Source organism: Streptomyces rishiriensis (assembly GCF_030815485.1).
Lineage (GTDB): Bacteria > Actinomycetota > Actinomycetes > Streptomycetales > Streptomycetaceae > Streptomyces > Streptomyces rishiriensis_A.
The window spans coordinates 480483-505035 of the sequence record NZ_JAUSWV010000002.1; the positions used below are offsets into that span (position 1 = coordinate 480483).

The following is a 24553-nucleotide window of genomic DNA, read 5'->3' on the forward strand; positions in this document are numbered from 1 at the left end:
TGTGACCAGCCTAATCGGCATGACACAGAACACTGTTGAGAAGACTCCCGTCACGCTGCTGGGCCTGGGCGCGATGGGGACCGCGCTGGCCCGTACCTGGCTAGCCGCCGGCCATCAGGTCACCGTCTGGAACCGCACCCCGGCCCGTGCCACGGCGCTCGCCGCCGAGGGGGCGGCGGCTGCGGACAGCGCCGCCGAGGCGGTGGCAGCGAACGCTCTGGTCGTCGTCTGTCTGTTGAACGACACCGCGGTCGACGAGGTGCTGGCCGGCGCCGACCTGGCCGGCAGGGACCTGGTCAACCTGACCACCAGCACCCCTGCCCAGGCTCGCGCCCGCGCCGAGTGGGCCCGTGAACGCGGTGCCCGCTACCTGGACGGCGGGATCATGGCCGTCCCTCCAATGATCGGAGTCCCGGAAGCCGGCGGCTACGTCTTCTACAGCGGCTCGTCAGAACTGTTCGAGCGGCACCAGCAGACCCTCGGCGTCCCGGTCGGCACTGCCTACGTCGGCGAGGACGCGGGCTTCGCGGCCCTGCACGACGTGGCCCTGCTCAGCGCCATGTACGGGATGTTCGCCGGGTCAGCGCACGCCTTCGCCCTGATCCGCAAGGAGGACATCGACCCGGCAGCGCTCGCCGTGCTGCTCGCCGACTGGCTCATCGCGATGGCCCCGGCGGTTCACCGGACCGCCGACCAGCTGCGGAGTGGTGATTACACCCAGCATGTCGTCTCTAACCTCGCCATGCAGGTGGCCGGGACTCCGACCTTCGTGAGCACCGCCGAGCAGCAGGGGGTCAGCCCGGAACTGCTCAGTCCCTACTTCGAGCTGATGCGGCGCCGCCTGGCCGAGGGCAGCGGCGAGGAGGACCTGACGGGCGTGATCGACCTGCTGGTGCGCTGACCGGCCACCTGCCGCCCCAGAAGCGAGCACGGGACGATCTCTCCGTCACCGCGGAGCCGGCCTTCGCGGCCCTGACGCCGCCCGCACCTCGGTACTGACGCCGAGTGGCGGCCTGCCGAGAAGGGGGTCTACGGGCGGGTGGGCGCTCTTCGTGGGTGGACCAAATGCGGTGTCAGCGGCTGAAGACGAGTTCGGCCTGGCCGCGCTTGGTGGTGTGCAGGTCCCAGTAGACCGGGGAGATCTCTTCGGGCTGGGCAGTCGGGAAGTCGGGGATGACCGACATGCCGATGGATACGTCGATGCCGATGTGGGCGGCCTGGATGCCGGTGCCCTCCAGTTCCTTGTGCAGGTTGATCGCCCAGTTGCGCAGCGCCGCCGCCGCGGCGTTCACGTTGCCGACCTGCGGAACAGGGTCGATGGAGCCGGCACCCGTGGTGAACAGCAGGGTGCCCGCCTCGGCCTCGAGCATCGCGGGCAGCAACGTCTGGGTGGCAGCGATCGCTCCGTACAGCTGGAACTCCATCTCGTGCTGTACGTGGGCCGGTTCGGTGCGGGCCGGGGTGGTCAGGGTGGTGGAGCCCATCGTGCCGACCGGGGAGTACTCCAGGACGTCGATGCCACCGAAGTGGGCGGCGGCGTCCTCGAGCGCCCGGGTGAGCGCGTCGCGGTCGAGGACGTCTGCGGGGAACGCTGCGGCCGTGACCATCCGCATCCGCATGCGCAGGCACTGCGCCGCTCCTCCAGGTGCTCGGCAGCCGGCTCCTGCTCGTCGCCAACGCCGGTGTCGTCACCTTGGCCGACGGCACCGTCCCGGACGCCTGGCGCCGCCTGGTCGCTCTTGTGATCCAGTCGTTCCAGGCCCCGGCGCGGGGCCCGCTGCCCGCCGCACCCGGGGATGACGCCCTGTATGAGGCCATGCTCCGTGCCGGAGCGGCGAGTATCGCCTCACGCGAGCGCAGCAACGCCACCTGATCGCGCCAGATGCTCTTGGTCAGCCGGGTCGGCGGGATCGCTGCGCCTTGGGCCGTTCGTTCGCTGCGCCTTGGGCCGTTACTGCCGCGTTGTACGGCGAGCGGGGCGGTCAGCGCCTGCGCCCCGCATGGTCCGGACGTGGCTGCCCCCGCGACGACTCGAACGCCGAGGGATGAACGGGCCGGCCGGCCGGTGATCGCACGGGCCCCTGATCCGTCGCGGAGAACTCCGGGCTTTCGTGCGCTCGCCCTTCAGCGCTACGGGGCAGGGATCAGCGGTTTTCCCCGAGGTGGTCGGCGCCGGGTCGGGTGAGGCGGACCATGGCGCGATAGAGGGCGGTGGGTGCGGGCGCATCCGGCAGGGGCGGTATCGGGGCGCCGGGGGTGGCGTAGGAGCGGAGCATGTGCGCGACCAGGCGTTGCCAGGCGTCGGGGGCGGCGTCGCCGGCTGCGTTGACGACGCCTGCGTTGGCCATGAGCAGGATCGGCAGGTCGCGGTCGGTGAAGTCCTCGCGCAGGTGGCCTGTCCCGCGTGCTCGGTCGATGAGCTCGAGGACCCCGTTGTACGCCTCGGCTCGGCGCTCTTCCAGTGCTTTGGCGGCGGGGAAGGTCATGGTCAGCACGTCGGCGAAGCCGCGGTCGGCGGCCTGCATGGCACAGATGGCGTGGATGTAGCCGGTGAAGCCGTGCCAGGGGTCGGGGTCGTCCAGGGCGGTGGTCACCGCGGCGGCGTAGGCGTCCATGCGGTCGGCGAAGACGGCGTTGATGAGGTCCTCGCGGGTGGCGAAGCGGCGCGAGAGGGTGGCTTTGCCGACGCCCGCCTCGCGGGCGACCGCGGACATGGAGACGCCGAGTCCCTCACGTGCGTACAGGCGGCGGGCCGCGGCGAGGATGCGGTCGCGATTGCGTTCGGCATCGATGCGCAGCCCCGATCCGGGCTGTTCATCCGGGGCGGTTCCGGGGACTGCGAAGGAGGTCATGCATGCATCCTACCCAAGTGGAACAGGCGGCCCACTTCTGTTGTTACGCTGACGACACTGAAAACGGGTCGGCCGTTCCACTTCTGAGAGGTTCCCTGTCATGCGTGCTGTCGCACTGAACGAAGTCCCCTCCGCTCCGACCGTGACCGAGGTGGCCACTCCCCGGCCGGAGGCCGGTGAGCTGCTGGTCAAGGTCGCGGTCTCTTCGGTCAACGGCTTCGACCTGTCCGTCACGTCCGGGCGTCTGCAGGGGATGATGGAGCACCGGTTCCCCCTGGTCGTAGGCATGGACTTCGCCGGAACCGTCGAGGCCCTCGGCGAAGGCGTGGACGGCATCGCCGTCGGCGACGCCGTCTTCGGAGTCGCGATGAAGCCCTACCTCGGCAGCGGCGCCCTCGCCGAGTACCTCACCGTCTCCGCCGGCTACGGCGTCGCCCCGATCCCGGCGGGCCTGGACATCAAGGACGCGGGCGCGCTCGGGCTGGCCGGCACCGCCGCGCTGAACAGCGTGGCCGCTGCCGCGCCGGAGAAGGGCGAGACGGTGCTCGTATCCGGCGCCACCGGAGGCGTCGGTGCGCTGGCCGTGCAGCTCGCCGCCGCCCGTGGTGCCCGCGTGATCGCCACCGCCCGCCCCGGGCGGGAAGCCGACTTCGTCGCCGGGCTGAGCGACGCGCACATCGCAGTCGTGGACCACACCGCGGATCTCGACGCCCAGGTCCGCGCGCTGGCCCCCGAAGGCGTGGACGTGGTGCTGCACCTGGCGGGCGACGCGGGTCAGTTGGCGGGGCTGCTGCGTGAGGGCGGGCGGATCGCCTCCACCCTCGGCCTGACCCAGGAGGCCGTCGGGACCGGTGGTGTCATCGTCCACCCGATCATGGCCGACCCCAACCCCCGGACCCTCGCCACGCTGGCCGACCGGGTCGCGGCCGGCGAGCTGCGTGTCCCCGTCACCGCGACGTTCTCCCTCCAGGAGGCGCCCGAGGCGTTCGACGCCTTCCGTGCCGGGACCCTCGGCAAGATCAGCGTCACCTGCTCCTGACCCCGGCTACCGCCCGCGCCCAGGGGCCTCGCGGCGCTACCGCCGCGGCGCGCCGAACCCTCCCCCCCCCGAAGGAACGAAACCGTATGAACATCACCGTCTTCGGTGCCACCGGCGCGATCGGCTCCCTGACCGTGACCGAGCTTCTGGAGCGTGGCCATCAGGTCACCGCCTACGCCCGCAACCCCGCCAAGGTCCCCGGATCCTGGCGTGAGCGGGTGCGGGTGGTGGTCGGCGAGATGTCCGACCAGGTCGCCATCGACTCGGCCGTCGCCGGCACGGACGCCGTCGTCAGCGCGCTCGGCCCCAGCATGGACCGCAAGGCCACCGGCCTGCCGCTGGTCGCCGGGACCGGCCACATCCTCACCGCCATGCAGCACCACGGTGTGCGCCGCTACATCGGCCACGCCACCCCCGCCGTCCTCAACCCGCGCGAGAAGCCCACCCCGGCCACCCGGCTCATCGCCTTCTTGCCCCGCACCTTCATGCGCCGCGCCTACGACGAGATCACCGGCATGACCGACCAGATCATGCGCTCGGGCCTGGACTGGACCGTCGTGCGCTTCATCGCCCCCAAGAACACTCCCCGGCAGGACCGCGTGCGAGTGGGGTTCTTCGGCACGGACAGGCTCGGCTTCGCCGTCAGCCGAGCCGACATCGCCGCCTTCACCGCCGCCCAGGTCGACGACGCCACGTACGTCGGCCGCGCCCCCGCCATCAGCAACTGACCCCCGATTCACCGGAAGAGACTCCCCGTGACCCTCGCGATCATCGGCGCCACCGGCAAGCTCGGCGCCCTCACCATCGACGCCCTCCTCAAGCGCGGCGTCCCCGCCGCCGACATCCTCGCGCTCGGCCGCGACACCGCCCGCCTCGCCGAAATCGCCGGCCGCGGCGTGCGCACGGGCGTCGTCGACCTGGACGACGTCCCCGCGACCGCCAAGGCGCTGGACGGCGCCGGCAAGCTGCTCCTGGTCTCCTTCGGTCCGGGTGACCGTGTGGCTCAGCACGGTCGGGCGATCGACGCCGCTCGCCAGGCGGGTGTGCCGCACCTGGTGTACACGTCGGGTCTGGAGGCGCCGACGACGATCCTGGAACTCGCCGCTGACCACAAGGCCACCGAGGAACTCGTCACCGGCTCCGGCATCCCCGCAACGTTCCTGCGCAACGGCTGGTACACCGAGAACCACCTGCAGGACTTCAACGGCGCCCGCGAGCGCGGCGTCATCGCCAACAGCGTCGGCGCCGGCCGTATCGCCACCGCCCCGCGCAAGGACTTCGCCGAAGCCGCCGCCGTCGTTCTCTCCACGCCCGGTCACGAGGGCAAGGCGTACGAGCTGTCCGGCGACACCGCCTGGACGTTCGAGGACTTCGCCGCCACCGCAGCCGAACTGCTGGGCACCCCGGTGCGCTACCGGCCGCTCACCGCCGAGCAGGAGCGCGAGCAGCTCCTCGCCGCAGGCTTGGACGAAGGCACCGCCGCATTCCTGGTCACGCTCAACGCCAACCTGCGCGACGGCGCCATGGCCCCCACCCCTGGCGACCTGGCCAAGCTCATCGGCCACCGGACCGAACCGCTGGCCACCACCCTTCGCACCTGGGTCTGACCAACTTCTGACCGGTTCGGCGCAGAGGGCCAGGCGTCTCCTGCGCCGCTGTCACCCCCCATCCCCGCTCTCCCGAAGGATCCCGCTCCAGTGAACGTCTTCCTGTGGATCGTGCAGGCCGTGCTCGCCGCGATGTTCGCGACGGCCGGTGCCATGAAGTCCACCCAGCCCCAGGACAAGCTCGCCGAGAAGCTGCCATGGGCCGCCGACTTCTCCCCGGCCACCGTCCGCTTCATCGGCATCGTCGAATTCGCCGCCGCGCTCGGCCTGATCCTGCCCGCGGCCACCGGCATAGCACCCCTTCTCACGCCGGTCGCCGCGACCGGCCTGGCCGTCGTCATGGTCCTCGCCGCGATCACCCACGCCCGCCGCAAGGAATCCTCCGCGATCGCCTTCAACACCGCCCTGCTCGTCCTGGCCGCCCTGGTCGCCTGGGGCCGCTTCGGCCCCTACAGCTTCTGACCCACTGCCCCAGTCACCGGGACGTGCCACACGGCGCGTCCCGGCGGGCACCTCTGCCCGCCCTCAGCAACGGAAAGCGCAGGACCGGTCATGACCTTCGAACTCGGCGTCTACTCCTTCGGCAACACCCCCCGCCTGGAGGACGGCCGTCGCGGACCGACCGCTCAGGCCGTCCGGGACGTACTGGAGGCCGTCAAGCTGGCCGAAGAGGTGGGGCTGGACTACTTCGGGGTGGGCGAACACCACATGCGGGCGATGCCGCTGTCCTCGCCCACTTCTCTCGTCAACGCCGCCGCAGCCTCCACGAGCCGGATCAAGCTGAGCACCGCAGTCAGCGTCCTGTCGACCGACGACCCCATCCGCGTCTTCCAGCAGCTCGCCACCGCCGCGGCCATCGCACCCGGCCGCATCGAGACGGTCGCCGGACGCGGGTCCTCCACCATCACCTTCCCGCTGTTCGACCACGACGAGCACGACTACGACGTGCTCTACGCCTCCAAACTCGAACTGCTGATGGCCGTCAACGGCAGTGAGAACGTCTCCTTCAACGGCCCGCACCGCAAGCGTCCCCTGCAGAACGCGACGGTCTTCCCGCGCCCCGAGGTACCCCTGAAGATCTGGCTGGGCACCGGCGGCAGCCCCGACTCCGTCTACCGGGCGGTCGAACTCGGTCTGCCCATGTTCCTCGGCATCCTCGGAGGCACCCCCGAGCACTGGGCCCAGTACGGCCGCGCCTACCGCGCCGCCTGGGTCCGGGCCGGCCACCCGTCCGAGCAGGCGGACATCGCCGTAGCCGTCCACGGATTCGTCGCCGACACCGGCGCCAGAGCCCGCGCCACCTACCTGGAGTACGAACATCGCATGATGGCTGAGGGCATGGCCGAACTGGGCCGCCCGGCTCCGAGGCGCGCCGACCGCGCCGCCGCCTTCGGCCCCGGGGGCATGGTCTTCGTCGGCAGCCCCGACGAGATCGCCGACCGCATCCTCCACCTCCACGGCCTGCTCGGCCACACCCGCCAGATCCTCCAGATGGACGTCGGAGGCATGCCCCAGCGCGACTTCCTGCACGGCATCGAACTGCTCGGCACCAAGGTGCTCCCCCAGATCCGCACCGAACTGACAGCGCGCTGACGGCCTGTTTTCGGCAGAAAAGGCGGCAACGGGGCTGACCCGACAGCCTCAGCCACCCGGCCTCGCCACCGAACTCCTTCGTCCGGGGTTCATGGCTGTGGTCCGGAGATCAGAAACCGTTGGAACCGCCTGTCGGAGTCGCGAGGATCGCCGTGATCGGGCGACCGCAACGATCGCCCGGCGCTGACGCCTCCGACACGGACTGCGGCGCGGCCGCCGTTCTCCTGGCGGCCTTCGTCCGGCACCAGAACCGCTGCCCCCACCCCGTGCTGCCGCCACACCTGCTACGCCGTCCCGGTCGGGCAACGGTCTTCAGCTGGCGCCGAGGGTCCGGTGTGGGCTGGTCCCGCCGGTGGTCGCTCATTCGAGCCGAGCCCTGTGATTCCCTGTGGCAGGTGTTCGTCGGTTCACGCTCACGGGCCTTTGCGGTCTCGCGCTTGTGTTCTTGCGCTCGTGGGGAATAGGTCATGGCGGAAGAGCGGGATGTCGGCTTGATGAGCCCTGGGTTGCGGAGGCTGGTATGACGGCGCAGGGCTTGGCACGGGCGCTGGCCGGGCTGCTGGAGGCCAGCCACACGGCGCCCTTCGAGTTGCTGCCCTGCCTTCTCGACACCGCGGCGAAGGAGGCCGGTGCCGGCGGGGCGCGGCTGTTCGTGGCGGATCTGCAGGAGGAGGTGCTGCGTGAGGTCACCGGAATCGGCCTGGACGCCGGTGAAGGCGGCGAGGAGTGCCGGATCGAGGGCACTCTGCCGGGCCGCGCCTACCAACTCACGGAGATCGCGGTGCCGGCGCGCGGCGGGGCCTGCTGGGCGCCGGTGCGCGACGGCACCCAGCGCCTTGGTGTCCTGCACGTCCAGCCCGGTCCCGGCGACGGGGGCAAGCCCGATGAGGACGTGGTGCGGGCGCTGGCGTCGGTGGCCGGGTTGCTGCTGGTCTCCAAGCGGGCCAACAGCGACTCCCACGCCCGGCTGATCCGTACCCGGCCGATGGGGGTGTCGGCGGAGCTGCAGTGGGCGCTGATGCCGCCGCGGACGTTCGCCGACCGGCGGGTCACGATCAGCGCTTTCATGGAACCGGCCTACCAGGTGGCGGGGGACGCCTTCGAGTACGCGATGGCCGACGACGTCCTGCACCTGGCGGTCTTCGACGCGATGGGCCACGACACCTCCGCCGGCCTGACCGCGGCTCTGGCGATGTCCACCTGCCGCAGCCACCGCCGCGTCGGCGCCACCATCCCCGAAGCCAGCAAGGCCATCGAGGACACCCTTGTCGAGCAGTTCGGGCACAGCAGCTACGTCACCGGCATCCTCGCCGACCTCGAGCTGAACACCGGCAAGTTCAGCTGGGTCAACCGCGGCCACCTGCTGCCGGTGCTGATCCGCGACGGCCGCTGGGCCAGTACGCTGCGCTGCCCGCCGGCCGGGCCGATGGGCAGCGAGTTCGACCTGCCGATCAAGCAGTGCACCGAGCAGCTGCAGCCAGGCGACCGGCTGCTGCTCTTCACCGATGGCATCACCGAAGCCCGCGACGCCGACGGCCGTGAATTCGGCGTGGAACGCTTCACCGACTTCATCATCCGCCACCACGCCGACAACCTGCCCGTCGAGGAAACCCTGCGCCGTCTCATGCACGCCGTCATGGACTACCACCAGGGACGGCTGGAGGACGACGCCACCGTCCTGTTCTGCGAATGGCACGGTCCAGGCATCGTGGAGGGATGAAACAGGCGGGGTCGTTCGATCCGCCGTCGGGCGGCTCACGCCGTCAAACCGGCGCAAAGGCCGGCGGGGCCGGCCCGCGAGACGGTCACCCGGGCACTGGCCACATCCCGGGCACCCGACGAACGGGGCATGGCACTGCTGAAGTCCTGGCGGATCTTCGGAAGATCCCGGATCAGCCCCCCTCGCATGACGTCAGCCGCCAAGGCCGTCATCACCCCGGAGAGGCAACGCTGAGAACCTCAGCAGGACACAGCCCTGACCAGCTCATACGACCCGTCGGGCAGGTCCTAGCCTGCGGCGGCGGTCTCGGCGTGCCGCGCCTCCATCGCGTCGATCACCCGCTGCCGGGCCAGCCGCCGGGCCTGCTTGAGTTTCGCGTCGGCCAGCAGCAGGGGCGCGTACCAGAACCAGCCCCACACGCTGTAGGAAACGGTTCCGCTCAGCACCAGCGCTTTGTTGGTGGCGAGGACCAGCATGAAGGTGGCGACGTACGCGGCCACCCGGTAGCGGACCAAGAACCGGAGCGGGGCCCGCCACGGGCCGGCCAGCAGTTCCAGCGCGGCCGCCACCTCGGCGGCCCGCAGATCCTCGGGAGGCGCAGGCGCCTGGCCACCCTGCTCCAGCGCTTCGGCGACATCTGCGCTGTGGGATGTCAGAGCGGCCCGTTCGGCCCGCACCGAGGCCGTCCTTTCCCGTACGTCCTGCCAGTAGCCCCGCCCGGCCCAGCCGAGCGCGTTCTCCACCCGTGCCGCCTCGGGCGACCCCGCTGGAGCCAGCATGGCGATCCGCTCCTTGAGCAGGCCCGCCCGAGCGCTGCGTCGGGGGTACGTCCACTCGTCGGCCCGCAGGCACAACTCCAGGTAGGAGACGAGCAGTCCGAGGTCCTCGGGCCACTGTGCGAGTCCGGCTTCGTAAGCCTTCTCCGCCTCGGCGTCGTGATCGTCCTCGTCCTCCGCCGCATGTGCGAGGCCGAGCCACCGGTAGAGCACCGGATCGGGCCCGAGTTCCTCCAAGCCGGATTCGGCCAGCTTCCGGACCTTCGTGAAACCGCCCACCGCGAAGAGTTCCTCGCAGCGGTCGGCGTAATCCTGGTGTGTCATGCTTCCCGCCCCAGTCGATCAGTAGGGCCACTTTCAGCTACACGAACCCGCTGGTCAAGGCATGTCAGCAGCAGCCCGCTGCTCGGACCTGGCCTGAACGCCGTCCACTGAGAGTCCGACGCCGATGACGAAGCCGATCTCAACGAGGAGTTGGCGTTTCAGAAACACCGGCGTTCGCCACCCGTGGCCCGGCCGGCTCAAGACGGCCTACGCCGGCTCCCCCGCCGATCCCACTGACACCGCGCTCAGGCAAGCACCTTCATCAACCTTCGGCCCTCCTCCCGGATCCGAAGGAGCACGGGTTTCGGGTGGGTCGACAGCAAGCAACTCCGCTTCTGCGCACGGCCCGTGGACGGTAGATGGCTACTGGCTGCTTGCCGCACTGATCGGGCTCGAGAGTTCCGGGACGACCATGCAGGTGGTGGAGTGCTGCCGAACAGGTCCCGGCACGGTCCGTATCGGCTGCGGTTGATCACTCCCGACCTGTACGAGCTCATCGCGCCGGACGGCAGATTCTGGAGGTCCCGGTGAATCCCCTTGCGTAATGGTCAAGGATCGTTGACCATTACTCGCATGCCTGCTGATGATCTTCCCGAGACGTTTCACGTCACCACTGACGACCAGTTGCGCGCCGTTTCCAACCTCACGCGCCACCGGATCATGGCCGTGCTCCGCTTCGAGCCGGCGACGATCACGCAGATCGCCGAGCAGGTGGGGCTCGCGAAAGGGAGTTCCAGCTATCACGTGCGGCTGCTGGAGCGGGCCGGCCTGGTGAAGGTGGTACGGACGCGGAAGGTGCGGGGTGTCACCGAGCGGTACTACGCCATGGCCGCGCGGGCGATCGCGCTGCCGGATCCGGGCGAGGGTGGGCCGGATGTGCTGATGCGTCATGCGGTGGCGGACCTGGAGGCGTCGCCGGTGGATGACCGGCACGTACGGATGGCGCATCTGCGGCTCACCGAGGAGCAGTTCGCGCAGCTCGCCGCACGGCTGCAGGCACTGGCGGACGAGTACCGGGAGCTGTCCGATCCGTCGCTGCCCGATGCGTCACTGGTCTTCGCGCTGTTCCACCCGGCACCGCGCGAGCAGGCCGAGGGGGGCGCCAAGTGACCGCGGATGTGGGGAAGTTGCGGACCGGGTTCGGACGGCTGTGGACCGCGCAGACGGTGTCCTCGCTCGGTGACGGGGTGTCGCATGCCGCACTGCCACTGCTGGCGTTGACGTTGACGCGGGATCCGATGGCCCTCGCCGTCGTCACGGCCGCCGGGACGCTGCCGTGGCTGCTCTTCGGGGTGCTCGGCGGTGCTCTGGTGGACCGCTGGGACCGCCGGCGCACGATGTGGGTCATGGACGCGGCGCGTGCGGTCCTGCTCGCGATAGCGGCGGCAGCGGCCGCGCTCGACGTGCTGAGCATTCCGCTGCTCGCTGCCGTCGCCTTCCTGCTCGGCCTCGGCGGACTCTTCTTCGACACGGCCGCCACGGCCTATCTGCCCGATCTGCTCGGCCGCGACGCCGCACTCCTGGAGCGCGGCAACTCCCGCCTGCGCGGCACCCAGACCGCCATGTCCGGATTCGCGGGGCCGCCCGCGGGCAGTGCCCTGCTCGCACTCGGGCGGGCGCTTCCGCTGGTCGCCGACGCGGTGTCGTTCATGCTCTCCGCACTGCTCGTACGGTCGCTTCCCGCCATGCCCCGGCCCGTGCCGGAGGTCCACGAGTCGCTGCTTCGGCAGGCGCGGGCCGGGGCCTCGTACGTCTTCCGGGACCGGTTGCTGCTCGGGCTCGCGCTCCGCCCGGCGGTCGGCAACGTCGCCTTCCTCGCTGTGGAGACCGTCCTCGCCCTCTTCGCCCACGACCGGCTCGGCATCGACACCTACGGCTTCGGCCTGCTCCTCACGGCGGAGGCCACCGGCGGCCTGCTCGGCGCCGGCATCGCCTCCTGCCTTGGCCGACGACTCGGCACCGGCACCGCACTGACCTGTACGGCCGCCGTCGAAGGGTTTGCCATCCTGGGCCTGGCCGCTGCGCCGAACCCGTACGTGGCCGGGCTGGCGCTCGCCGTCTGCGGGGCCGGCATGGGCGCCACGATGGTGCTCGGGCCCTCCCTCCGGCAGGCGATCGTCCCGGCCCGCCTCATGGGCCGGGTCGCCTCCACCTCCCGCATGCTGGCCATGTGCGCCGCCCCCATGGGGGCCTTCCTCGGCGGCTGGCTGGCCACCACCTACGACATCCGCACCCCCCTCTACGCCGCCGCCGGCCTCCTCCTGTCGATGACGGCCGTCACGGCATCCATGACCAGCAACCGCCGGGTCGAAGCGGCGCTGCGTGCCGCCGCCCCGGCCGACGGTCCGGAGCACCCGACATCCAAGGATCCCGCCCAGGAGAGTGCACCCGACTTGTTGTGACGCCTGCCGCGAAGGCGCCACAACAAGTCGTGGGGAAGGCTCCGGCGCCGAGGACGACGAGGACTGATGGCCGGCACATGGAAACCCCGGGGCCGCGAACGCCGTCCCTGCCCGGATCAGGGCACCAGCACCACCCTGCCGAACACCTCCCCCGCGTCCATCTTGCGGTGGGCCAGCACCGCCTGGGCCAGCGGCAGCACCTCGTGCACGACCGTGCGCAGGTCCCCGCGCGCAGCGTCGGCGAACTGGGACGACCGCACGGCCTGCCGGTCGGGGCCGGGCACGGTGTCCGAGCTGAAGGTGGCGAACGACAGCGACCTGCGGAAGCCGTCCATCAACCGCATGCCGAAGTCCGCCGGCGGCTGCCCGCCGACCACGCCGACGGCCACATACCGCCCGTTGGAGTCCAACTTGTCCAGGAAAAGGGGAAGCTGAGGGCCCCCTACGACATCGATCACCACGTCGAAGGCCGCCGGTACGTCCGGGCCGCCCTCGCCGGAGCGGTCGAGGACATGGGTCGCGCCCAAGGCCCGCAGACGGGCGCCACGCTCCGCCGACGAGGTGGTGACCGCCACCACGCCCGCGCCGTCCCTGGCTGCGAGCTGGACCGTCGTGATCCCGATGCTGCCCGCCGCACCGCGCACCAGGACCGTCTCACCGGGCCTGAAACGGGCCCTGTCCAGGGCGAAGTGGGCGACCACCCCGGAGCCGCCGAGAGCCACCGCGTCGGCGCCGGTCAGGCCGTCGGGCAACGCAAGGATGTCCTCGACCGAGGCAACGGCCTGCTCGGCATACCCACCGGACAGGCCGGTGAACGCCCACACTCGCCGCCCGATCCACGAGGCGTCCACGCCCTCTCCCACCGCGGTGACGCTTCCCGCGACCTCGCTGCCGAGGAGATGGCCCTCGCGGAAGCCGTAGGCGGCGAGCGTTCCCCGGCGGATCACGGCGTCGACGCCGCCCACCCCGATCGCCTCCGTGGCGAGCCGCACCTGCCCCGGGGCAGGAACGGGCGCGGGAACATCGACGACCTCCAGGCCATCGGGGTCTCCGAACGCTTTGATCACGACGGCTTTCATCTCTGCTCCTCGGGTCGGTATAAGGGGACGGATCACGGTTGCTGCGGCCGTGGGCGCCGGGCCCGTCCCCATGGCAGGCATCACCGGCGAAGTGCGGGGGCGGGGCGGCAGCACCGTCGTCGGACCGTAACGGACGCCCCCGTCCGTTTGGCTAAAGTGAGAAACGATGACCAGCCACTTGCCTCAGACCGTGCGCTCCGACGCCCGCGACAACCGGGCCCGCATCCTGGACGCCGCCCGCGCGGTGTTCGGTGAGGAGGGCCTGGGTGCGCCCATGCGCGAGGTCGCCCGGCATGCGGGCGTCGGCCCCGCCACGCTGTACCGGCACTTCCCGACCAAGCAGGCCCTGATCTCGGAGACCTTCGCCGAGCAGCGGCGGGCCTGCCACGCCGCCGTCCGCGACGCTCTCACGGACACGGACCCGTGGCGCGGATTCCGGGGCCTGGTCGAGCGGATCTGCGAACTCCACGCGCACAGCCGGGGATTCGCCGACGCCTTCATGACAGCCTTCCCCGAGGCCATGGACTTCGCCGCCGACCGAGAGCGGACTCTGCACGCGGTCGCCGAACTGGCCCGCCGCGCCCAGGAGACCGGCCGGCTCCGCCCCGGCTTCGTCGTCGACGACCTGATCCTCATGCTCATGGCCCACCGGGGCGTCCAGGATGCGCCGCGTGCCGCCCGGGTCACCGCCTCCCGCCGCTTCGCCGCCTACGTGATCGAGGCGTTCCGCGCCGCGCCGGAGACGGGAGCCCCTACGCCGCTGCCGCCGGCACCACGCCTGCAGCTCGCGCGCTCGCCCAGCACCCCGTGACCCCGCCGCCACGAGGTCTGTCAATCCACGCAGCCCACAGCCTTGCCGGGTGCCGCAGCAGGCTGGCAAAGGCTCAGGTGATCGACACCGAGCGGCATACTGGGCGCGGGGCTATACGGCGCTACGGCAGTGCACGAACCCGATCGGGGAGCATGGCGGACGAGCGGTTCCAGGGCACTGGCGGCCGGGCGGGTCCACCACGAGCGAGCTGGGCTGACGGGCGAACAGTGCGGGCTGTGAAGGAGATCGGTGTCGTGCCGCTGCCGCCGGAGCCGGAAGAGCAGGCGCGAGAAGCTGACCGTCGACAAGCTTGCCGCGCTGGCCGGCCGTGGACTGGAGTGGGCGGCGGGGTGACGACGTCGTGCGTGGCCCGGGCCCGAGTAGGGTCATCCGGTCTTGTCCTACGGATGGAGCGGGCCGGTTCGTGAATCTGGGAGTTATCGGGCAGGCGGCTGGGTTGTTCGCCGTCACGAACATCGACGACATCCTGGTCTTGGCGTTGTTCTTCGCCCAGGGTGCCGGACAGCACAATGCGACCCGCAGGATCGTGCTCGGTCAGTACCTCGGTTTCATGGGGATTCTGGCTGTGGCCGTGGCTGCCGCGTTCGGTGCCACGTTCCTGCCCGAGGCGGCGATTCCCTACCTCGGGCTGCTGCCGCTCGTTCTTGGTCTCAAAGCCGCCTGGCAGGCTTGGGAGAGCCACCGCGATGCCGGGGAGGATGACGAAGCCGAGGCCGACGAGGGCGGGCCGGGCCCGCTGGAGGTCGCTGCGGTGACCTTCGCCAACGGCGGTGACAACATCGGCGTCTACGTCCCCGTGTTCGCCACCGCGGGTGTCGGCGGGATGAGCGTGTACGCCGTGGTGTTCCTCGTGCTGGTGGCAGTCTGGTGCTTCGCGGGCAAGTTCTTCGCCACCCGCCCGGTCATCGCCAGGCTTCTCGCCCGGTGGGGTCACATCCTGCTGCCGCTGGTCCTGATCGGGATCGGGCTGCTGATCCTCATCGAGGGCGGCGCGTTCGGCCTCGGCTCGGCGGCGTGAGGCCGCGCTGCTCGCACGGACGAGGAAGAGCCGCGGCTGCTGCCGCCTGGCGCTTCGAAGGCCGCGGTAGAGCCCTGGACTTCGGCCGGCCGCCCGAGCCTGACCGGCGCGACATCATGGACGCCATCCACAGGCGCGCGCCGCCTACGCACCGCGAGCCGGCCGCCGGGCGCTGCATCCCCGCTCCCGTCGTCGTCTCCGCCCAGGGCGAAAGCCGCGCGACACAGGAGCCGCCGGGCGCCCTGCAGTCACCGCCGCCGACCCCGGATCTCACGGTGTACGCCCCGCTCGTTTCGCTTCACTTCGGCGGGGGCGCTGACCGGTCGTGCGTCGGAACGGCTCAAGGGCGTGCCTCCAGCACCTCCAGGGCGCCGGTCTCGGTGTCGTAGCTGCGCAGCGTGATGAGCCGAACCGACAGCGGCGGCGCCGGCAGCAATTCGGGAACGTGCCGGCCGACGAAGGCACCTGCCCGCCGGGTACGGCCGAGGGTGACGTGCGGGCTCCAGCGCCCAGGTTCATGAAATGGGTTGAGAGTCCCGGGCGGGCTGTCCGAGGCCACCGCCTCCCACACCCGACGGTGCAAGTCGGCCAGCGCGGAGTCGAGGTCAAGCGCCCAGGCCAGCACCGAGGTGGGTCTCTCGAAGCGGACCACGCCGGTGAATCGCACCGGGAGCGGCAGGGCGGCGGCCACGTCGGCGAGCTCCCAGCGGATCGGGGCGGTCAGCTCCGGGCAAGCGGCCAGAGTGACGTGCGGGCTGTTGGTCGGTGAGCGGTGGCGCGCCTGACTGGGCAGCCCCGCGTCCGCGAGCCGCCGCCAGGCCTCCCGAACCGCCAGCTCTGCCGCCTCATCCAACAAAAACTCGACCGTGCGCACCGCCGCACCCTACCGGCGAGGCCAGGACCAACAGGAACTCCGGCTCGGCGAGGGGGCACAGGCAGCGGAGCCCACCGGGATTCCACGCAGCCCCGGCCCCGCTGCAGTCGTCTTCGGTGCCCTCATGCAGGCTTCAGCGGCGGGTGCCATCACGCGGCGGACACTCCCTCAGTCGTTCTTCAACGGCCATCGCACGGGTCGTCGTCGGCAGGCATCGGGCCGGTGTCGGCCGCCAGGCAGGAGGAGTAGACCCGCGGCGGCGCGAGCCGCGGCTCCGGTTGTGACGCGGCGCCCACGGCAATGGTCGTCAGGGCACCGACGCAGGTCAGCCCTGCTGTCGCAGCGAGCCACGTTCCGCGTCTCACCGATCGCCACCGAAGTGGTCGCGGAGCTCGTCGAGGCAGTCGCCCGAGGCGCCGACGCCGCCTCGTGAGAAGGCCAGCACGCCGTCTCCCTCGCCTTCCCGCTCGGCCTTGGCCAACTGCCCCTCGATGTCCGCGATGTACTCGGCGCACTCGGCACTGACGGGCTGTTCCGGCTGCGGGTCGGGGGTCGAGGACGCGTTGAGTTCGGCGGTGGCGCCAAGGCCGACCGCGCACAGCACCGCCCACGCGGCAATCCACGTGCGGCGGCTCATCCGAATCGGCTTGGGCATCCACGCATCCTACGAGCGCCGACGGACAGTCGTGGGCACCGGTCGGGACGGAGGACGTGATCTGCAAGCGGCTCACCGATGTCCACCAGCCGTCGGTGAGGTGCGGAGCCGGCAGGAGTACAAGGTAGGCGAGACGGGCGAGTCGTCGGTGGCCATGACTCCCGTACACGAAGAAGGCGCCGGGCGGGCTCGCGCATCGCCCGGCCGGCACCGGCAACTGGCGTCCTGCCGTGCACGATGCGGTCCCGACGGACCTTTGAGGGCTCGGCGGGCCGTGCGGGTGAGCGGATCGGTCGCGGTCGGGGCCGGCCCGCTCAATCGCCGTGCAGCGTGCGGGAGATGCATTCACCGCCAGGACGAGTGCCACGACGGTCAGACCCGCGCGGCGGGGGCGATGGCGCGCCAGGCGAAGGGAGGCCGGTCATCACAATTGACCGGGTCTCAGGACCTTTTGCCAATGTCAGGTAAACCTGGTGTGCGTTTGTGGCCTTCGCTGTGTACGTTCTGTGCCGGGGAGCGAACATCACCACCGCGTGTCTGCCGCCGACGTCATGGAAGTCGACCGGCCGTGGACTGCTGTGGGCACGGGTGGTCGCAGATCTCGTATCTGCCTGTCCGCCGTGCGAAGGGGCTGTTCCGTGGTCACGTCATCCGCGCGCGGATCGGCGCCGCTTCCCATGTCCCGCCCGTCGCCGACCGTCCGGACCCGGCACACCCCCGTTGTCCGGGAGCCGTACGCGGCCGACCCGGCACAGTGATGTCGATGTCCTCTCCTCGCCCTGGAGGCCGTGTGGCCCGCCGTACTTCCGCCCGTCTCGTCGTCGCCGCGCTCGCGGTGCTCACCGCGATCACCGGTCCGCTCCCGGTCGCCGCCTCGGCGGCCGCGGACGGGAGCACCGACACTCCTCTCTCGGGCGAGAAGGTCTTCCAGTCGGACCGCTACCTGCCACGTCGGGATGTGATCCAATCCGCCGGACCGAGCGGCTATCTGCATGCCCAGGAAGGCCGTTCCGGCCTGCTGTGGACGGCGTACGGCACCGGCACGACGACCGAGCTGGGCACCCTGTCACAGGCCGCGATCCCCGGTTACCTCGGATCGTCGTCCGACATCGTGACCGAGGTCGTCTCGCGCACCGCGAAGGTCGTCCTGCGGGACATGGCCACCGGCACCACCACGGACGTCGCGATCACCCACGGCAGTTACTGGGCCACCTACGGCGCCCATGTACTGACCCAGGCACGGGACGCCGACGGAAACCGTGTGCTGTGGCTGTTCGGCGGCGACGCACGGGCCGACGGCAGCCTCGTCGACGGCTGGCCGACCGGCATCACCGCCAACTTCACCGTCCTGGGCGGCGACGACGCCACCGCCGTCATCAGCTACGCCCTCGACGGCACGCGCCACCTGGCGCTGGTCGACCTGGCAGCGGCGAAGGTCACCGCCGACGTGACGGTCGCCGCCACGCCGACCACGGTCGCCCTGAGCGCCGACCGCCTGGTCTGGTACGCGTACGGCGCCACGGCGCACGTCCTGGACCGGGCCGACCTGTCCGCCCCGGATACCACGGTCGCGTTGCCCGGCACCGAAGGCACTCCACAGCTGGGCATCGCCGGCCGCTGGCTGGTGGTGGCCCGTTCGGTGCCGTCGCTGCCCGGAAACCTCGTCGACAAGTCCGGTGAGCCGCTGAGCGCCGTTCCCCTGGCGGGCGGCGACGCGGTCACCCTCCTGCGGCACGCGAGCACATCGCTCACACCGACCCCGGACGGCGGCTTGCTGGCCGTGGGCGGCGCCGACTCCGGGCACTGGTCGGTGCACAAGGTCACCGACACCGGCGCGGGGTCGCCGGCCCTGACGGAAGTGACCCCCGTGCCGCCGGTCGCCGCCAGAATCGACCGCCTCTCTCTGCAAAACGGCACCCTGGCCACCGACGAGAGAGACAGCAGCTTCCTGAACGCCTTCTACACCCGCCCGATCTCCGCCGACGGAACACCGGGCACGCCGACCTGGCGGACCTGGAAGCACGAGCAGGCCGGTCCGTACGCCACCGGCGACGGCCGCGCCGTGGAATTCGTCGCCGACGTCAACCCCGACGTCGGTTCGTCCGTGGCCTCCATCGACCGCTCCGACACGGCGGGCGCCTTCTACCTTCCCTCGGTCGCTGGCAGCGTCCTGGACATCACCGGCCGCTACGCGGTCGTCAACGGCTCCTCGCCGGCCCGGCAGTACGTGGGCGACCTCGGCGTCTACACCGACCTTCGGCCCATCGTCACCCGTTCCGTCACCGCCGCCTCGGTCTGGGGGACCGAGCTGTGGACGCCGGGCGCCACCGCGGGCACTGTCACCGGCAAGGACCTCAAGACGGGCAAGGCGATCTCCACCGTCAGCACCGGCGCCCCCTGCATCCCCCAGGAGCTCCAGGCCGTGGGCCGCTGGATCTACTGGTCGTGCGGCACCACCGCAACCGCAGGCGTCTTCGACCGCACGGCCAAGAAGAACATCCCCGTCCCGTCCGGCGAGGCGCTGCTCGGCGACGGCTATCTCGTACGCCATGACACCTCGGCCGGGGCGCTCCTGCTCACCGCCTTCGCCGACGGCACGGCCGCCACCCGGAAGATCGGCGACCTCGCGGCGGGCGGCGCCGACCTGCGCGGGGTGACCTGGACGGTGGACAAGTTCGGCGGGCCCGCCGCCTACGTCGACGCAGCCAACCGCATCCACCTGGTGCCCAGCGGGGCCGCCACCCAGCCGCTCGGCGCCATCGAGTCCGACGCGACCGACAACGCAGCCGAGAGCAGCGCCGCCACCGCCCCTTGGTGGCAGTGGCGCGGACTGCTTTCCAAGCCCGCCGCCTCCTGGACGGCCACCCTCACCAGCAAGGCAACGGGCCGAGTGGTCCGTACGTTCACCGGGGGCGAGGTGGACGGCACGCTCACCGCGCGATGGAACCTACGCGACACAGAGGGCGCGCTCGTGCCCAACGGCACGTACACCTTCAAGCTCACCGCCCCGCCCGCCGACGGCTCCGGCGTGCCGCTGACCGTGTCCCGCACGGTGACCCTGTCCACCGGCGCCACGGTGCTCCACGACTACACCAGCAGCGGCTCCCGCGCGCCCGACGGCATCGGCGACGTCCTGACGCTCTCCACCTCCGGGGTGATCTCCTACCGGCCCGGCAACGGGGCGGGCGGCCTCAACGCGGCCATATCCGCCACGGGTTGGCCCTCCACGGTGACCCTCGTCCCCTTCGGCGACCTGAACGGCGACCGCCGCGGCGACATCCTCGTGCGGTTCGCCACCGGCGAGCTGCGCGTGTACCGGACCGCGCGCGGCCAGGCCCTCACCCCGAGCACCCCGCACATCTCTCTCGGCACCGGCTGGAACCAGTACAACGTGCTCACCTCGCCCGGCGACATCACAGGCGACGGTCTGGCGGACCTGATCGCCCGCAAGTCGTCGACCGGCGAGGTGTTCCTCTACAAGGGCACGAGCGCGGGGAAGCTGTCGGCGCGCGTCCGCATCGCGGCGAACTGGTCGGCCTACAAGAAGATCGTGGGCGTCGGCGACTTCACCGGCGACGGCCGCGGCGACCTCCTCGTCCAGGACAAGCGCAACACCCTGTGGCGCTACGCCGGCAACGGCACCGGCGGCTTCACCGCACCGGTGAAGGTGGCGATCGGCTGGGGTGCGTCGTACAACGCCGTGGCCGGCGTCGGCGACGTCACCGGCGACGGCAAGGCCGACGTCATCGCCCGTGACACCTCGGGCAACGTCTGGCGCTACACCGGCAACGGAAAGGGATCCTTCGGCGTCCGCGTGAAGATCGCCACAGGCTGGGGTGCGTTCAAGAGCATCCTGTGACGCACCTCAGCGCACCGAAGCTCCGGACGACGCGGAGGCCTGTCCTACCGCCGCGTCGTCCGGAGCCTTCGTGCGCGCCGGCGGGGGACGCGCCGGCATGATTCACCTGCCGGTCAGTCCCGCAGTCACGGATGGAACCGCCACCGGCCTTCAGAAACGACGTCCACCTTGCCGTCCCTGACGCGCACGGCCGTCTCGTCGTCGATGAAGTAGATCGGGAAGTCCGCCCGTGCAGCGATGCGATCGGCCCAGGCGTCGTCCCGCTCGGGGAAGTCCGGCGAGTACAGGTGAGGCTTGAGATACCAGTCGAAGAGGCCGAACGGCGGCTCCACGGCCGTCGCACCGAGCGCGTGGAGGTCAGCGGTGTCCCCGATGACGTCGGCGGAGTGTCCGGTGAGATGACGGCTGAAGATCATCGATCCGGCGCTGACCCCCACATAGACCCGGTTCTCCAGCGCCTCCAGGAAGCCGTCCGCCAGGCCGTTGCCGGTGATGCTGCGCGCGAGGTGGTAGTGGCTGCCGCCCTCGACATAGATGACGTCGGCGTGGAGCAGCCGGTCGAGCACCGTCTGCCGGGGCAGGCCGTTCAGCTCCAGGACGTCGAACTCCCGCCAGCCGAGGCCGTGGAGCCGGTTCATGTCCGCGACGAACCACCCATGGTCCCCGGGCTCGGCGACCGATGCGGTGGGAACGAACACGATGTTCGCCGATCCGAACGGTTTCCCCAGCATGTCCCGCAGCGCGTCCCGCAGTGTCTCGTTGCGCAGGCCACTCGCCGTCAACAGAAAGTTCATCGGGCGAGCCAAGCACGGCTGACCATGCACGCGCAACGAACTTAGGGCGCACCTACCGTCATGGCATGGCCGTATCAGAAACAGGCAGACTCACAGCAAGCCCGCCAGCGACCGCTGAACTCGGCTCGGCCTGGCCACGCACGCTGAACTCAAAGGCCCTTCGTCGTGCACCGGGCGCGGTGGCGTACTTCTGATCATGTCGCAGACCCCGAGCCACCACCGCCGCCCGGTACGGACGTGCCCGTGCTCCGTCTTCCACGGCCCGTACCGCTCGGGCCCCCTGGCAACCCCGGAACCTGGTTTACTCGGCCAGTCCCAGGCTCACGGGGTGTAGGAACGACCGTGGCTCCTGCCCAGGTGTGCAGGCCCCGCGCTTTTTCGTTCCTCAGCCCTCAGCTGACAGCCGGGCCCGCTTCCTCGGTGCCTGACAGGTCGGCCAGGAACTGATGGCACCGGGCGGCACGTTCCGAGTCCTGTTCCATGACGGATCGGAAGAAATCAGCTATCTCCTTCTTCCCGGCGTTCTCCGCGTCGCGCACGTACTGACCGTAATCGTGCCCAGCCTTCAACGAGTGGTACTGCACGGATATGAGGTCGTACACGACGTCACTGAATCCCGTTTCACCTGTCGCCATGAGTCCTCCTTGTACGAAAAGCGGAACGACGACCGAGTAACACCGCCCCGGCACCTTGAAACCACATCTCGTCGTACACGGACCACAGGACAGCGGCGCAGCAAGAAGCGGCGCTCGGGGCCGGAATCTCGCGGACCGGGCCGCCTCGGGGGCCGGCGTGGGCCAGGCGGTGAAACAGCTGGCCAAGGCGTCCGGCCAGGGTGCGCGTCTGTTCACGGTCCGGGCTGACTCCGCCAGCCTCACCGATCTCGACCGCTCGGCCGCCCTGATCCGGGAACGCCACGGACGTCGGTCATGCCGGCCGGCATTCAGGGGGTGAGCTGCTGGTCCCCTATGACGGAGAGCAGTTCGAGTTTGCTGTGGCTCTCCGTGCCGGGGCGGGTGGTCAGCACCACCAGGGTCTGGGCGCGGTTCTCCGTGAACAGGATCTGGGCGTCGACGTCGATGCGGCCGAGTGCGGGATGGAGGATGATCTTGCAGTCGTCGTAGCGCTGGGCGACCTCCTGAAGTTCCCACATGCGGACGAACTCGATGCTGTGTTCCTGAAGTTCGGCAACGATCTGGGCGGCTCGGGGGGTGTCGCTGCCGGCTGTCAGCGCGGCCCGCAGGCGGGCTGCCTGGGCACGGCCGTGGCGTTCGTGGGTCTCCTCGGGAACCATCAGACGTTCGGCCGGATCCATGAACCAGCGGTAGTAACCGCTGCGGGCCAGACCGGTGTGGCGGGTCTGGTCGCCGAGCAGCGCCACGGCCAAGGGGTTCATCGCGAGAGTGTCGAACAGATCGGTCTGCACCAGGGCCGGAGAGTCGTCCAGGCGGTCCAGGACCCGCATCAGCGTCGGGCTGACATGTTCGGAGCGCTGGAAACGGGCCGGGGCGTTGTGGCCGAGGAGGACGAAGAGATGGTCGCGTTCGTCCAGGGACAGCCGCAGCGCCCGGGCGAGAGCCGTGGTGATCTGGAGGGAGGGCTGCGGAGCACGCTGCTGTTCCAGCCGGGCGTAGTAGTCGGTGGACATGCCGGCGAGCTGGGCGACCTCCTCACGGCGCAGCCCCCGCGTACGCCTGCGCGGCCCCTCGACCAGCCCGACGTCGCGGGGGCGCAGCTCCTCGCGCCGACGGCGCAGGAATTCCGCCAGTTCCTTCTTGTCCATGCCTTCATCCTCGCCGCATCGCGTCCGACTATCCAGAGACCACCGATCCATGGATGAGCAGTCCTCTCCCACCCGAGCGAAACCGCCTGACGGGCGACGGCCGACGCCGGGGGCGCTCGCAGGGAGCCGCCCCGATGGTCACCTGCCCTGCGTGGCCGCGGGGAAAGTCGCCGGCTGTCGGAGGTGCAGCGCAGGCTGTGGGCATGGAAGGCGGCCCGTGGCGGCGGTCCCGTCGAGGACGCCCAGCGCATGGGACGGCCCGCCCCTCGCCTCGTCGCCCGGCCCGCCGACACGACGATGTTCGCCGGGCGCTCGCGTGCCCGTCGGCACTCAGGCCGGAGCCGGTCGCCTCCAGTGCGACGACCGGGGGGAAGCGGAAGGCGCTTCCTTACCGTTCCGCGTCTTCGGTGCCGGCCACCCGAGGCGGGCCCAGCTCGCGTTCGTCCGTGAGGTGGCCCAACAGGGTCCGCCCGCGTGCCGTCGTCACTGGTCGGTCAGCTGCCACTGATCATGGCGAGGACGTTGTCGTAGGAGCCGTTGACCTCCGCGTCGCGGATGAACCTGGCTCGCTCGACGACGAGCTCCTTCGCGTCGGGCTGCTCGCGCAGCAGGTCGAGGGCCTCGGTGAGGAAGTCGTCCAACGGCATGGCGTGATCGTCGTCCTGCTGGCCCAGCAGGGTCGTGCGCACGCCCGGCGGGACCACCTCGATCACCTGGACGCCCGCGTCGGCACCGGCGAGTTGGACGCGCAGGCTCTCGGAGAAGGAGTGCAGCGCGGCCTTGGTCGCGCTGTAGGTCGGGGTGCTCGGGAACGGTACGAACGCCAAGGCCGAGGTGACGTTCATGACGACCGCGTCGTCCCTGCCCACCAGCAGGGACAGGAAGGCATACGTCATCCGGATCGTGCCGAGCAGGTTGACCGTGACGTGATCCTCGGCGGCCGTGAGTCCGGCCGGGTCGAGGAGGTGTTCCCGCAGCATGATGCCGGCGTTGTTGACCAGGACGTTCAGCCCCGGGTGGCTCGCCGCCAGGGTCTCACGGGCCCGGGCGATCGAGTCGGGGTCCGCGACATCGAGGACGAGCGCGTCGATGCCCGGGTGCTCGGCCGTGATCTCGTCGAGGAGTTCCTTGCGCCGCCCGGCGACGATCACTTTGTTGCCGGCCTCGTGCAGGCGCAGAGCCAGGCCCAGCCCGATGCCCGAGGTACCGCCGGTGATCAGGATCGTGTTGCCGGTCATCTTCATGGGGTCTCGCTCCTTGGTTGCGGCGGGCCGGTGAGCGCCCGCGACCTCGACCGTAGAGGCGCCCGCGCAGGGGCGGGAGAGGAAGGTTTGTCCATGGATCGG

The 24553-nt window shown here is 70.7% G+C and carries 23 protein-coding genes and 1 pseudogene; 14 read left to right on the plus strand and 10 right to left on the minus strand.

Going from position 1 to position 24553, the window contains the following annotated elements; translation table 11 throughout:
* The first annotated feature begins 19 nt into the window (after positions 1-19).
* Positions 20-901, plus strand: coding sequence for an NAD(P)-dependent oxidoreductase (locus tag QF030_RS04480; RefSeq protein ID WP_307161334.1), 882 nt, complete (start codon positions 20-22; stop codon positions 899-901).
* 172 nt (positions 902-1073) lie between these two features.
* On the opposite strand, the gene QF030_RS04485 is transcribed toward QF030_RS04480, so the two are convergent.
* Complete coding sequence (locus tag QF030_RS04485; RefSeq protein WP_307161335.1) at positions 1074-1619, minus strand: SDR family NAD(P)-dependent oxidoreductase; 546 nt, start codon at positions 1617-1619, stop codon at positions 1074-1076.
* A gap of 26 nt (positions 1620-1645) precedes the next feature.
* Here QF030_RS04485 and QF030_RS04490 point away from each other — a divergent pair, with 26 nt between their 5' ends.
* Complete coding sequence (locus QF030_RS04490) at positions 1646-1873, plus strand: hypothetical protein (RefSeq protein ID WP_307161336.1); 228 nt, start codon at positions 1646-1648, stop codon at positions 1871-1873.
* A gap of 271 nt (positions 1874-2144) precedes the next feature.
* Here the strand turns inward: QF030_RS04490 and QF030_RS04495 are convergent, their stop codons facing one another.
* The gene (locus QF030_RS04495) at positions 2145-2852 is read right to left on the minus strand and encodes a TetR/AcrR family transcriptional regulator (RefSeq protein WP_307161337.1); all 708 of its coding nucleotides are present in this window, start codon (positions 2850-2852) and stop codon (positions 2145-2147) included.
* Positions 2853-2952: 100 nt separating this feature from the next.
* Here QF030_RS04495 and QF030_RS04500 point away from each other — a divergent pair, with 100 nt between their 5' ends.
* The 6 genes from QF030_RS04500 to QF030_RS04525 all read left to right on the plus strand — a co-directional run bounded on the left by QF030_RS04500 (position 2953) and on the right by QF030_RS04525 (position 8811).
* A complete protein-coding gene (locus QF030_RS04500) occupies positions 2953-3891 on the plus strand; it encodes an NADP-dependent oxidoreductase (RefSeq protein ID WP_307161338.1) in 939 nt (312 codons plus the stop codon).
* An 86-nt stretch (positions 3892-3977) separates the two neighbouring features.
* Positions 3978-4619: an NAD(P)-dependent oxidoreductase gene (locus tag QF030_RS04505; RefSeq protein ID WP_307161339.1), complete on the plus strand. Its 642-nt coding sequence runs from the start codon at positions 3978-3980 to the stop codon at positions 4617-4619.
* A gap of 27 nt (positions 4620-4646) precedes the next feature.
* Complete coding sequence (locus tag QF030_RS04510; protein ID WP_307161340.1) at positions 4647-5498, plus strand: SDR family oxidoreductase; 852 nt, start codon at positions 4647-4649, stop codon at positions 5496-5498.
* 90 nt (positions 5499-5588) lie between these two features.
* Positions 5589-5960 carry a DoxX family protein gene (locus QF030_RS04515; RefSeq protein WP_307161341.1) on the plus strand — a complete coding sequence of 124 codons (372 nt, stop codon included), beginning with the start codon at positions 5589-5591 and terminating at the stop codon, positions 5958-5960.
* 90 nt (positions 5961-6050) lie between these two features.
* Positions 6051-7091 carry an LLM class flavin-dependent oxidoreductase gene (locus QF030_RS04520; protein ID WP_307161342.1) on the plus strand — a complete coding sequence of 347 codons (1041 nt, stop codon included), beginning with the start codon at positions 6051-6053 and terminating at the stop codon, positions 7089-7091.
* A gap of 520 nt (positions 7092-7611) precedes the next feature.
* Positions 7612-8811 (plus strand): PP2C family protein-serine/threonine phosphatase, encoded by a 1200-nt coding sequence (locus tag QF030_RS04525; RefSeq protein ID WP_307161343.1) that lies wholly within the window; start codon positions 7612-7614, stop codon positions 8809-8811.
* 287 nt (positions 8812-9098) lie between these two features.
* On the opposite strand, the gene QF030_RS04535 is transcribed toward QF030_RS04525, so the two are convergent.
* Complete coding sequence (locus QF030_RS04535; RefSeq protein WP_307161344.1) at positions 9099-9911, minus strand: hypothetical protein; 813 nt, start codon at positions 9909-9911, stop codon at positions 9099-9101.
* 573 nt (positions 9912-10484) lie between these two features.
* Between QF030_RS04535 and QF030_RS04540 the strand changes: the two genes are divergently transcribed.
* Complete coding sequence (locus QF030_RS04540; protein ID WP_307167464.1) at positions 10485-11021, plus strand: ArsR/SmtB family transcription factor; 537 nt, start codon at positions 10485-10487, stop codon at positions 11019-11021.
* Positions 11018-12313 carry an MFS transporter gene (locus QF030_RS04545; RefSeq protein ID WP_307161345.1) on the plus strand — a complete coding sequence of 432 codons (1296 nt, stop codon included), beginning with the start codon at positions 11018-11020 and terminating at the stop codon, positions 12311-12313. Before QF030_RS04540 ends, QF030_RS04545 begins: the two co-directional genes overlap by 4 nt.
* Positions 12314-12429: 116 nt before the next feature.
* On the opposite strand, the gene QF030_RS04550 is transcribed toward QF030_RS04545, so the two are convergent.
* On the minus strand, positions 12430-13392 hold the full coding sequence (locus QF030_RS04550) for a zinc-dependent alcohol dehydrogenase family protein (protein WP_307161346.1): 963 nt from the start codon (positions 13390-13392) through the stop codon (positions 12430-12432).
* A gap of 166 nt (positions 13393-13558) precedes the next feature.
* Between QF030_RS04550 and QF030_RS04555 the strand changes: the two genes are divergently transcribed.
* The 3 genes and pseudogenes from QF030_RS04555 to QF030_RS04565 form a co-directional block, all read left to right on the plus strand.
* The gene (locus tag QF030_RS04555; RefSeq protein ID WP_307161347.1) at positions 13559-14203 is read left to right on the plus strand and encodes a TetR/AcrR family transcriptional regulator; all 645 of its coding nucleotides are present in this window, start codon (positions 13559-13561) and stop codon (positions 14201-14203) included.
* A gap of 457 nt (positions 14204-14660) precedes the next feature.
* Positions 14661-15242: a cadmium resistance transporter gene (locus QF030_RS04560; RefSeq protein WP_444875787.1), complete on the plus strand. Its 582-nt coding sequence runs from the start codon at positions 14661-14663 to the stop codon at positions 15240-15242.
* Between the two features lie 41 nt (positions 15243-15283).
* A pseudogene (locus tag QF030_RS04565) lies at positions 15284-15370 on the plus strand (IS5 family transposase); the annotation flags it as partial.
* Between the two features lie 212 nt (positions 15371-15582).
* Here the strand turns inward: QF030_RS04565 and QF030_RS04570 are convergent.
* The gene (locus QF030_RS04570; RefSeq protein WP_307161349.1) at positions 15583-16116 is read right to left on the minus strand and encodes a 2'-5' RNA ligase family protein; all 534 of its coding nucleotides are present in this window, start codon (positions 16114-16116) and stop codon (positions 15583-15585) included.
* A gap of 361 nt (positions 16117-16477) precedes the next feature.
* Positions 16478-16771, minus strand: coding sequence for a hypothetical protein (locus tag QF030_RS04575; protein ID WP_307161350.1), 294 nt, complete (start codon positions 16769-16771; stop codon positions 16478-16480).
* Positions 16772-17561: 790 nt separating this feature from the next.
* Here QF030_RS04575 and QF030_RS04580 point away from each other — a divergent pair.
* Positions 17562-20630, plus strand: coding sequence for an FG-GAP-like repeat-containing protein (locus tag QF030_RS04580; RefSeq protein WP_307161351.1), 3069 nt, complete (start codon positions 17562-17564; stop codon positions 20628-20630).
* Between the two features lie 125 nt (positions 20631-20755).
* Here QF030_RS04580 and QF030_RS04585 read toward each other — a convergent pair whose 3' ends face one another.
* From QF030_RS04585 to QF030_RS04600, 4 genes are all read right to left on the minus strand, one after another.
* Positions 20756-21424: a Type 1 glutamine amidotransferase-like domain-containing protein gene (locus QF030_RS04585; RefSeq protein WP_307161352.1), complete on the minus strand. Its 669-nt coding sequence runs from the start codon at positions 21422-21424 to the stop codon at positions 20756-20758.
* A 392-nt stretch (positions 21425-21816) separates the two neighbouring features.
* Complete coding sequence (locus tag QF030_RS04590) at positions 21817-22059, minus strand: acyl carrier protein (RefSeq protein ID WP_307161353.1); 243 nt, start codon at positions 22057-22059, stop codon at positions 21817-21819.
* Positions 22060-22367: 308 nt separating this feature from the next.
* Positions 22368-23207, minus strand: a complete 840-nt coding sequence (locus tag QF030_RS04595) for a helix-turn-helix transcriptional regulator (RefSeq protein WP_307161354.1) — start codon at positions 23205-23207, stop codon at positions 22368-22370.
* Between the two features lie 494 nt (positions 23208-23701).
* Positions 23702-24451, minus strand: coding sequence for an SDR family oxidoreductase (locus QF030_RS04600; RefSeq protein ID WP_307161355.1), 750 nt, complete (start codon positions 24449-24451; stop codon positions 23702-23704).
* Positions 24452-24553 lie beyond the last annotated feature (102 nt).

Excerpts from the sequence above, each read along its gene's own strand:
- QF030_RS04480 (WP_307161334.1), top strand. The coding sequence starts at position 20 with ATGACACAGAACACTGTTGAGAAGACTCCCGTCACGCTGCTGGGCCTG.
- QF030_RS04495 (WP_307161337.1), bottom strand. The coding sequence starts at position 2,852 with ATGACCTCCTTCGCAGTCCCCGGAACCGCCCCGGATGAACAGCCCGGA.
- QF030_RS04595 (WP_307161354.1), bottom strand. The coding sequence starts at position 23,207 with ATGGACAAGAAGGAACTGGCGGAATTCCTGCGCCGTCGGCGCGAGGAG.
- QF030_RS04555 (WP_307161347.1), top strand. The coding sequence starts at position 13,559 with ATGACCAGCCACTTGCCTCAGACCGTGCGCTCCGACGCCCGCGACAAC.
- QF030_RS04540 (WP_307167464.1), top strand. The coding sequence starts at position 10,485 with ATGCCTGCTGATGATCTTCCCGAGACGTTTCACGTCACCACTGACGAC.
- QF030_RS04550 (WP_307161346.1), bottom strand. The coding sequence starts at position 13,392 with ATGAAAGCCGTCGTGATCAAAGCGTTCGGAGACCCCGATGGCCTGGAG.
- QF030_RS04590 (WP_307161353.1), bottom strand. The coding sequence starts at position 22,059 with ATGGCGACAGGTGAAACGGGATTCAGTGACGTCGTGTACGACCTCATA.
- QF030_RS04535 (WP_307161344.1), bottom strand. The coding sequence starts at position 9,911 with ATGACACACCAGGATTACGCCGACCGCTGCGAGGAACTCTTCGCGGTG.
- QF030_RS04600 (WP_307161355.1), bottom strand. The coding sequence starts at position 24,451 with ATGAAGATGACCGGCAACACGATCCTGATCACCGGCGGTACCTCGGGC.
- QF030_RS04500 (WP_307161338.1), top strand. The coding sequence starts at position 2,953 with ATGCGTGCTGTCGCACTGAACGAAGTCCCCTCCGCTCCGACCGTGACC.
- QF030_RS04525 (WP_307161343.1), top strand. The coding sequence starts at position 7,612 with ATGACGGCGCAGGGCTTGGCACGGGCGCTGGCCGGGCTGCTGGAGGCC.
- QF030_RS04520 (WP_307161342.1), top strand. The coding sequence starts at position 6,051 with ATGACCTTCGAACTCGGCGTCTACTCCTTCGGCAACACCCCCCGCCTG.
- QF030_RS04585 (WP_307161352.1), bottom strand. The coding sequence starts at position 21,424 with ATGAACTTTCTGTTGACGGCGAGTGGCCTGCGCAACGAGACACTGCGG.
- QF030_RS04575 (WP_307161350.1), bottom strand. The coding sequence starts at position 16,771 with ATGCCCAAGCCGATTCGGATGAGCCGCCGCACGTGGATTGCCGCGTGG.
- QF030_RS04485 (WP_307161335.1), bottom strand. The coding sequence starts at position 1,619 with ATGCGGATGCGGATGGTCACGGCCGCAGCGTTCCCCGCAGACGTCCTC.
- QF030_RS04505 (WP_307161339.1), top strand. The coding sequence starts at position 3,978 with ATGAACATCACCGTCTTCGGTGCCACCGGCGCGATCGGCTCCCTGACC.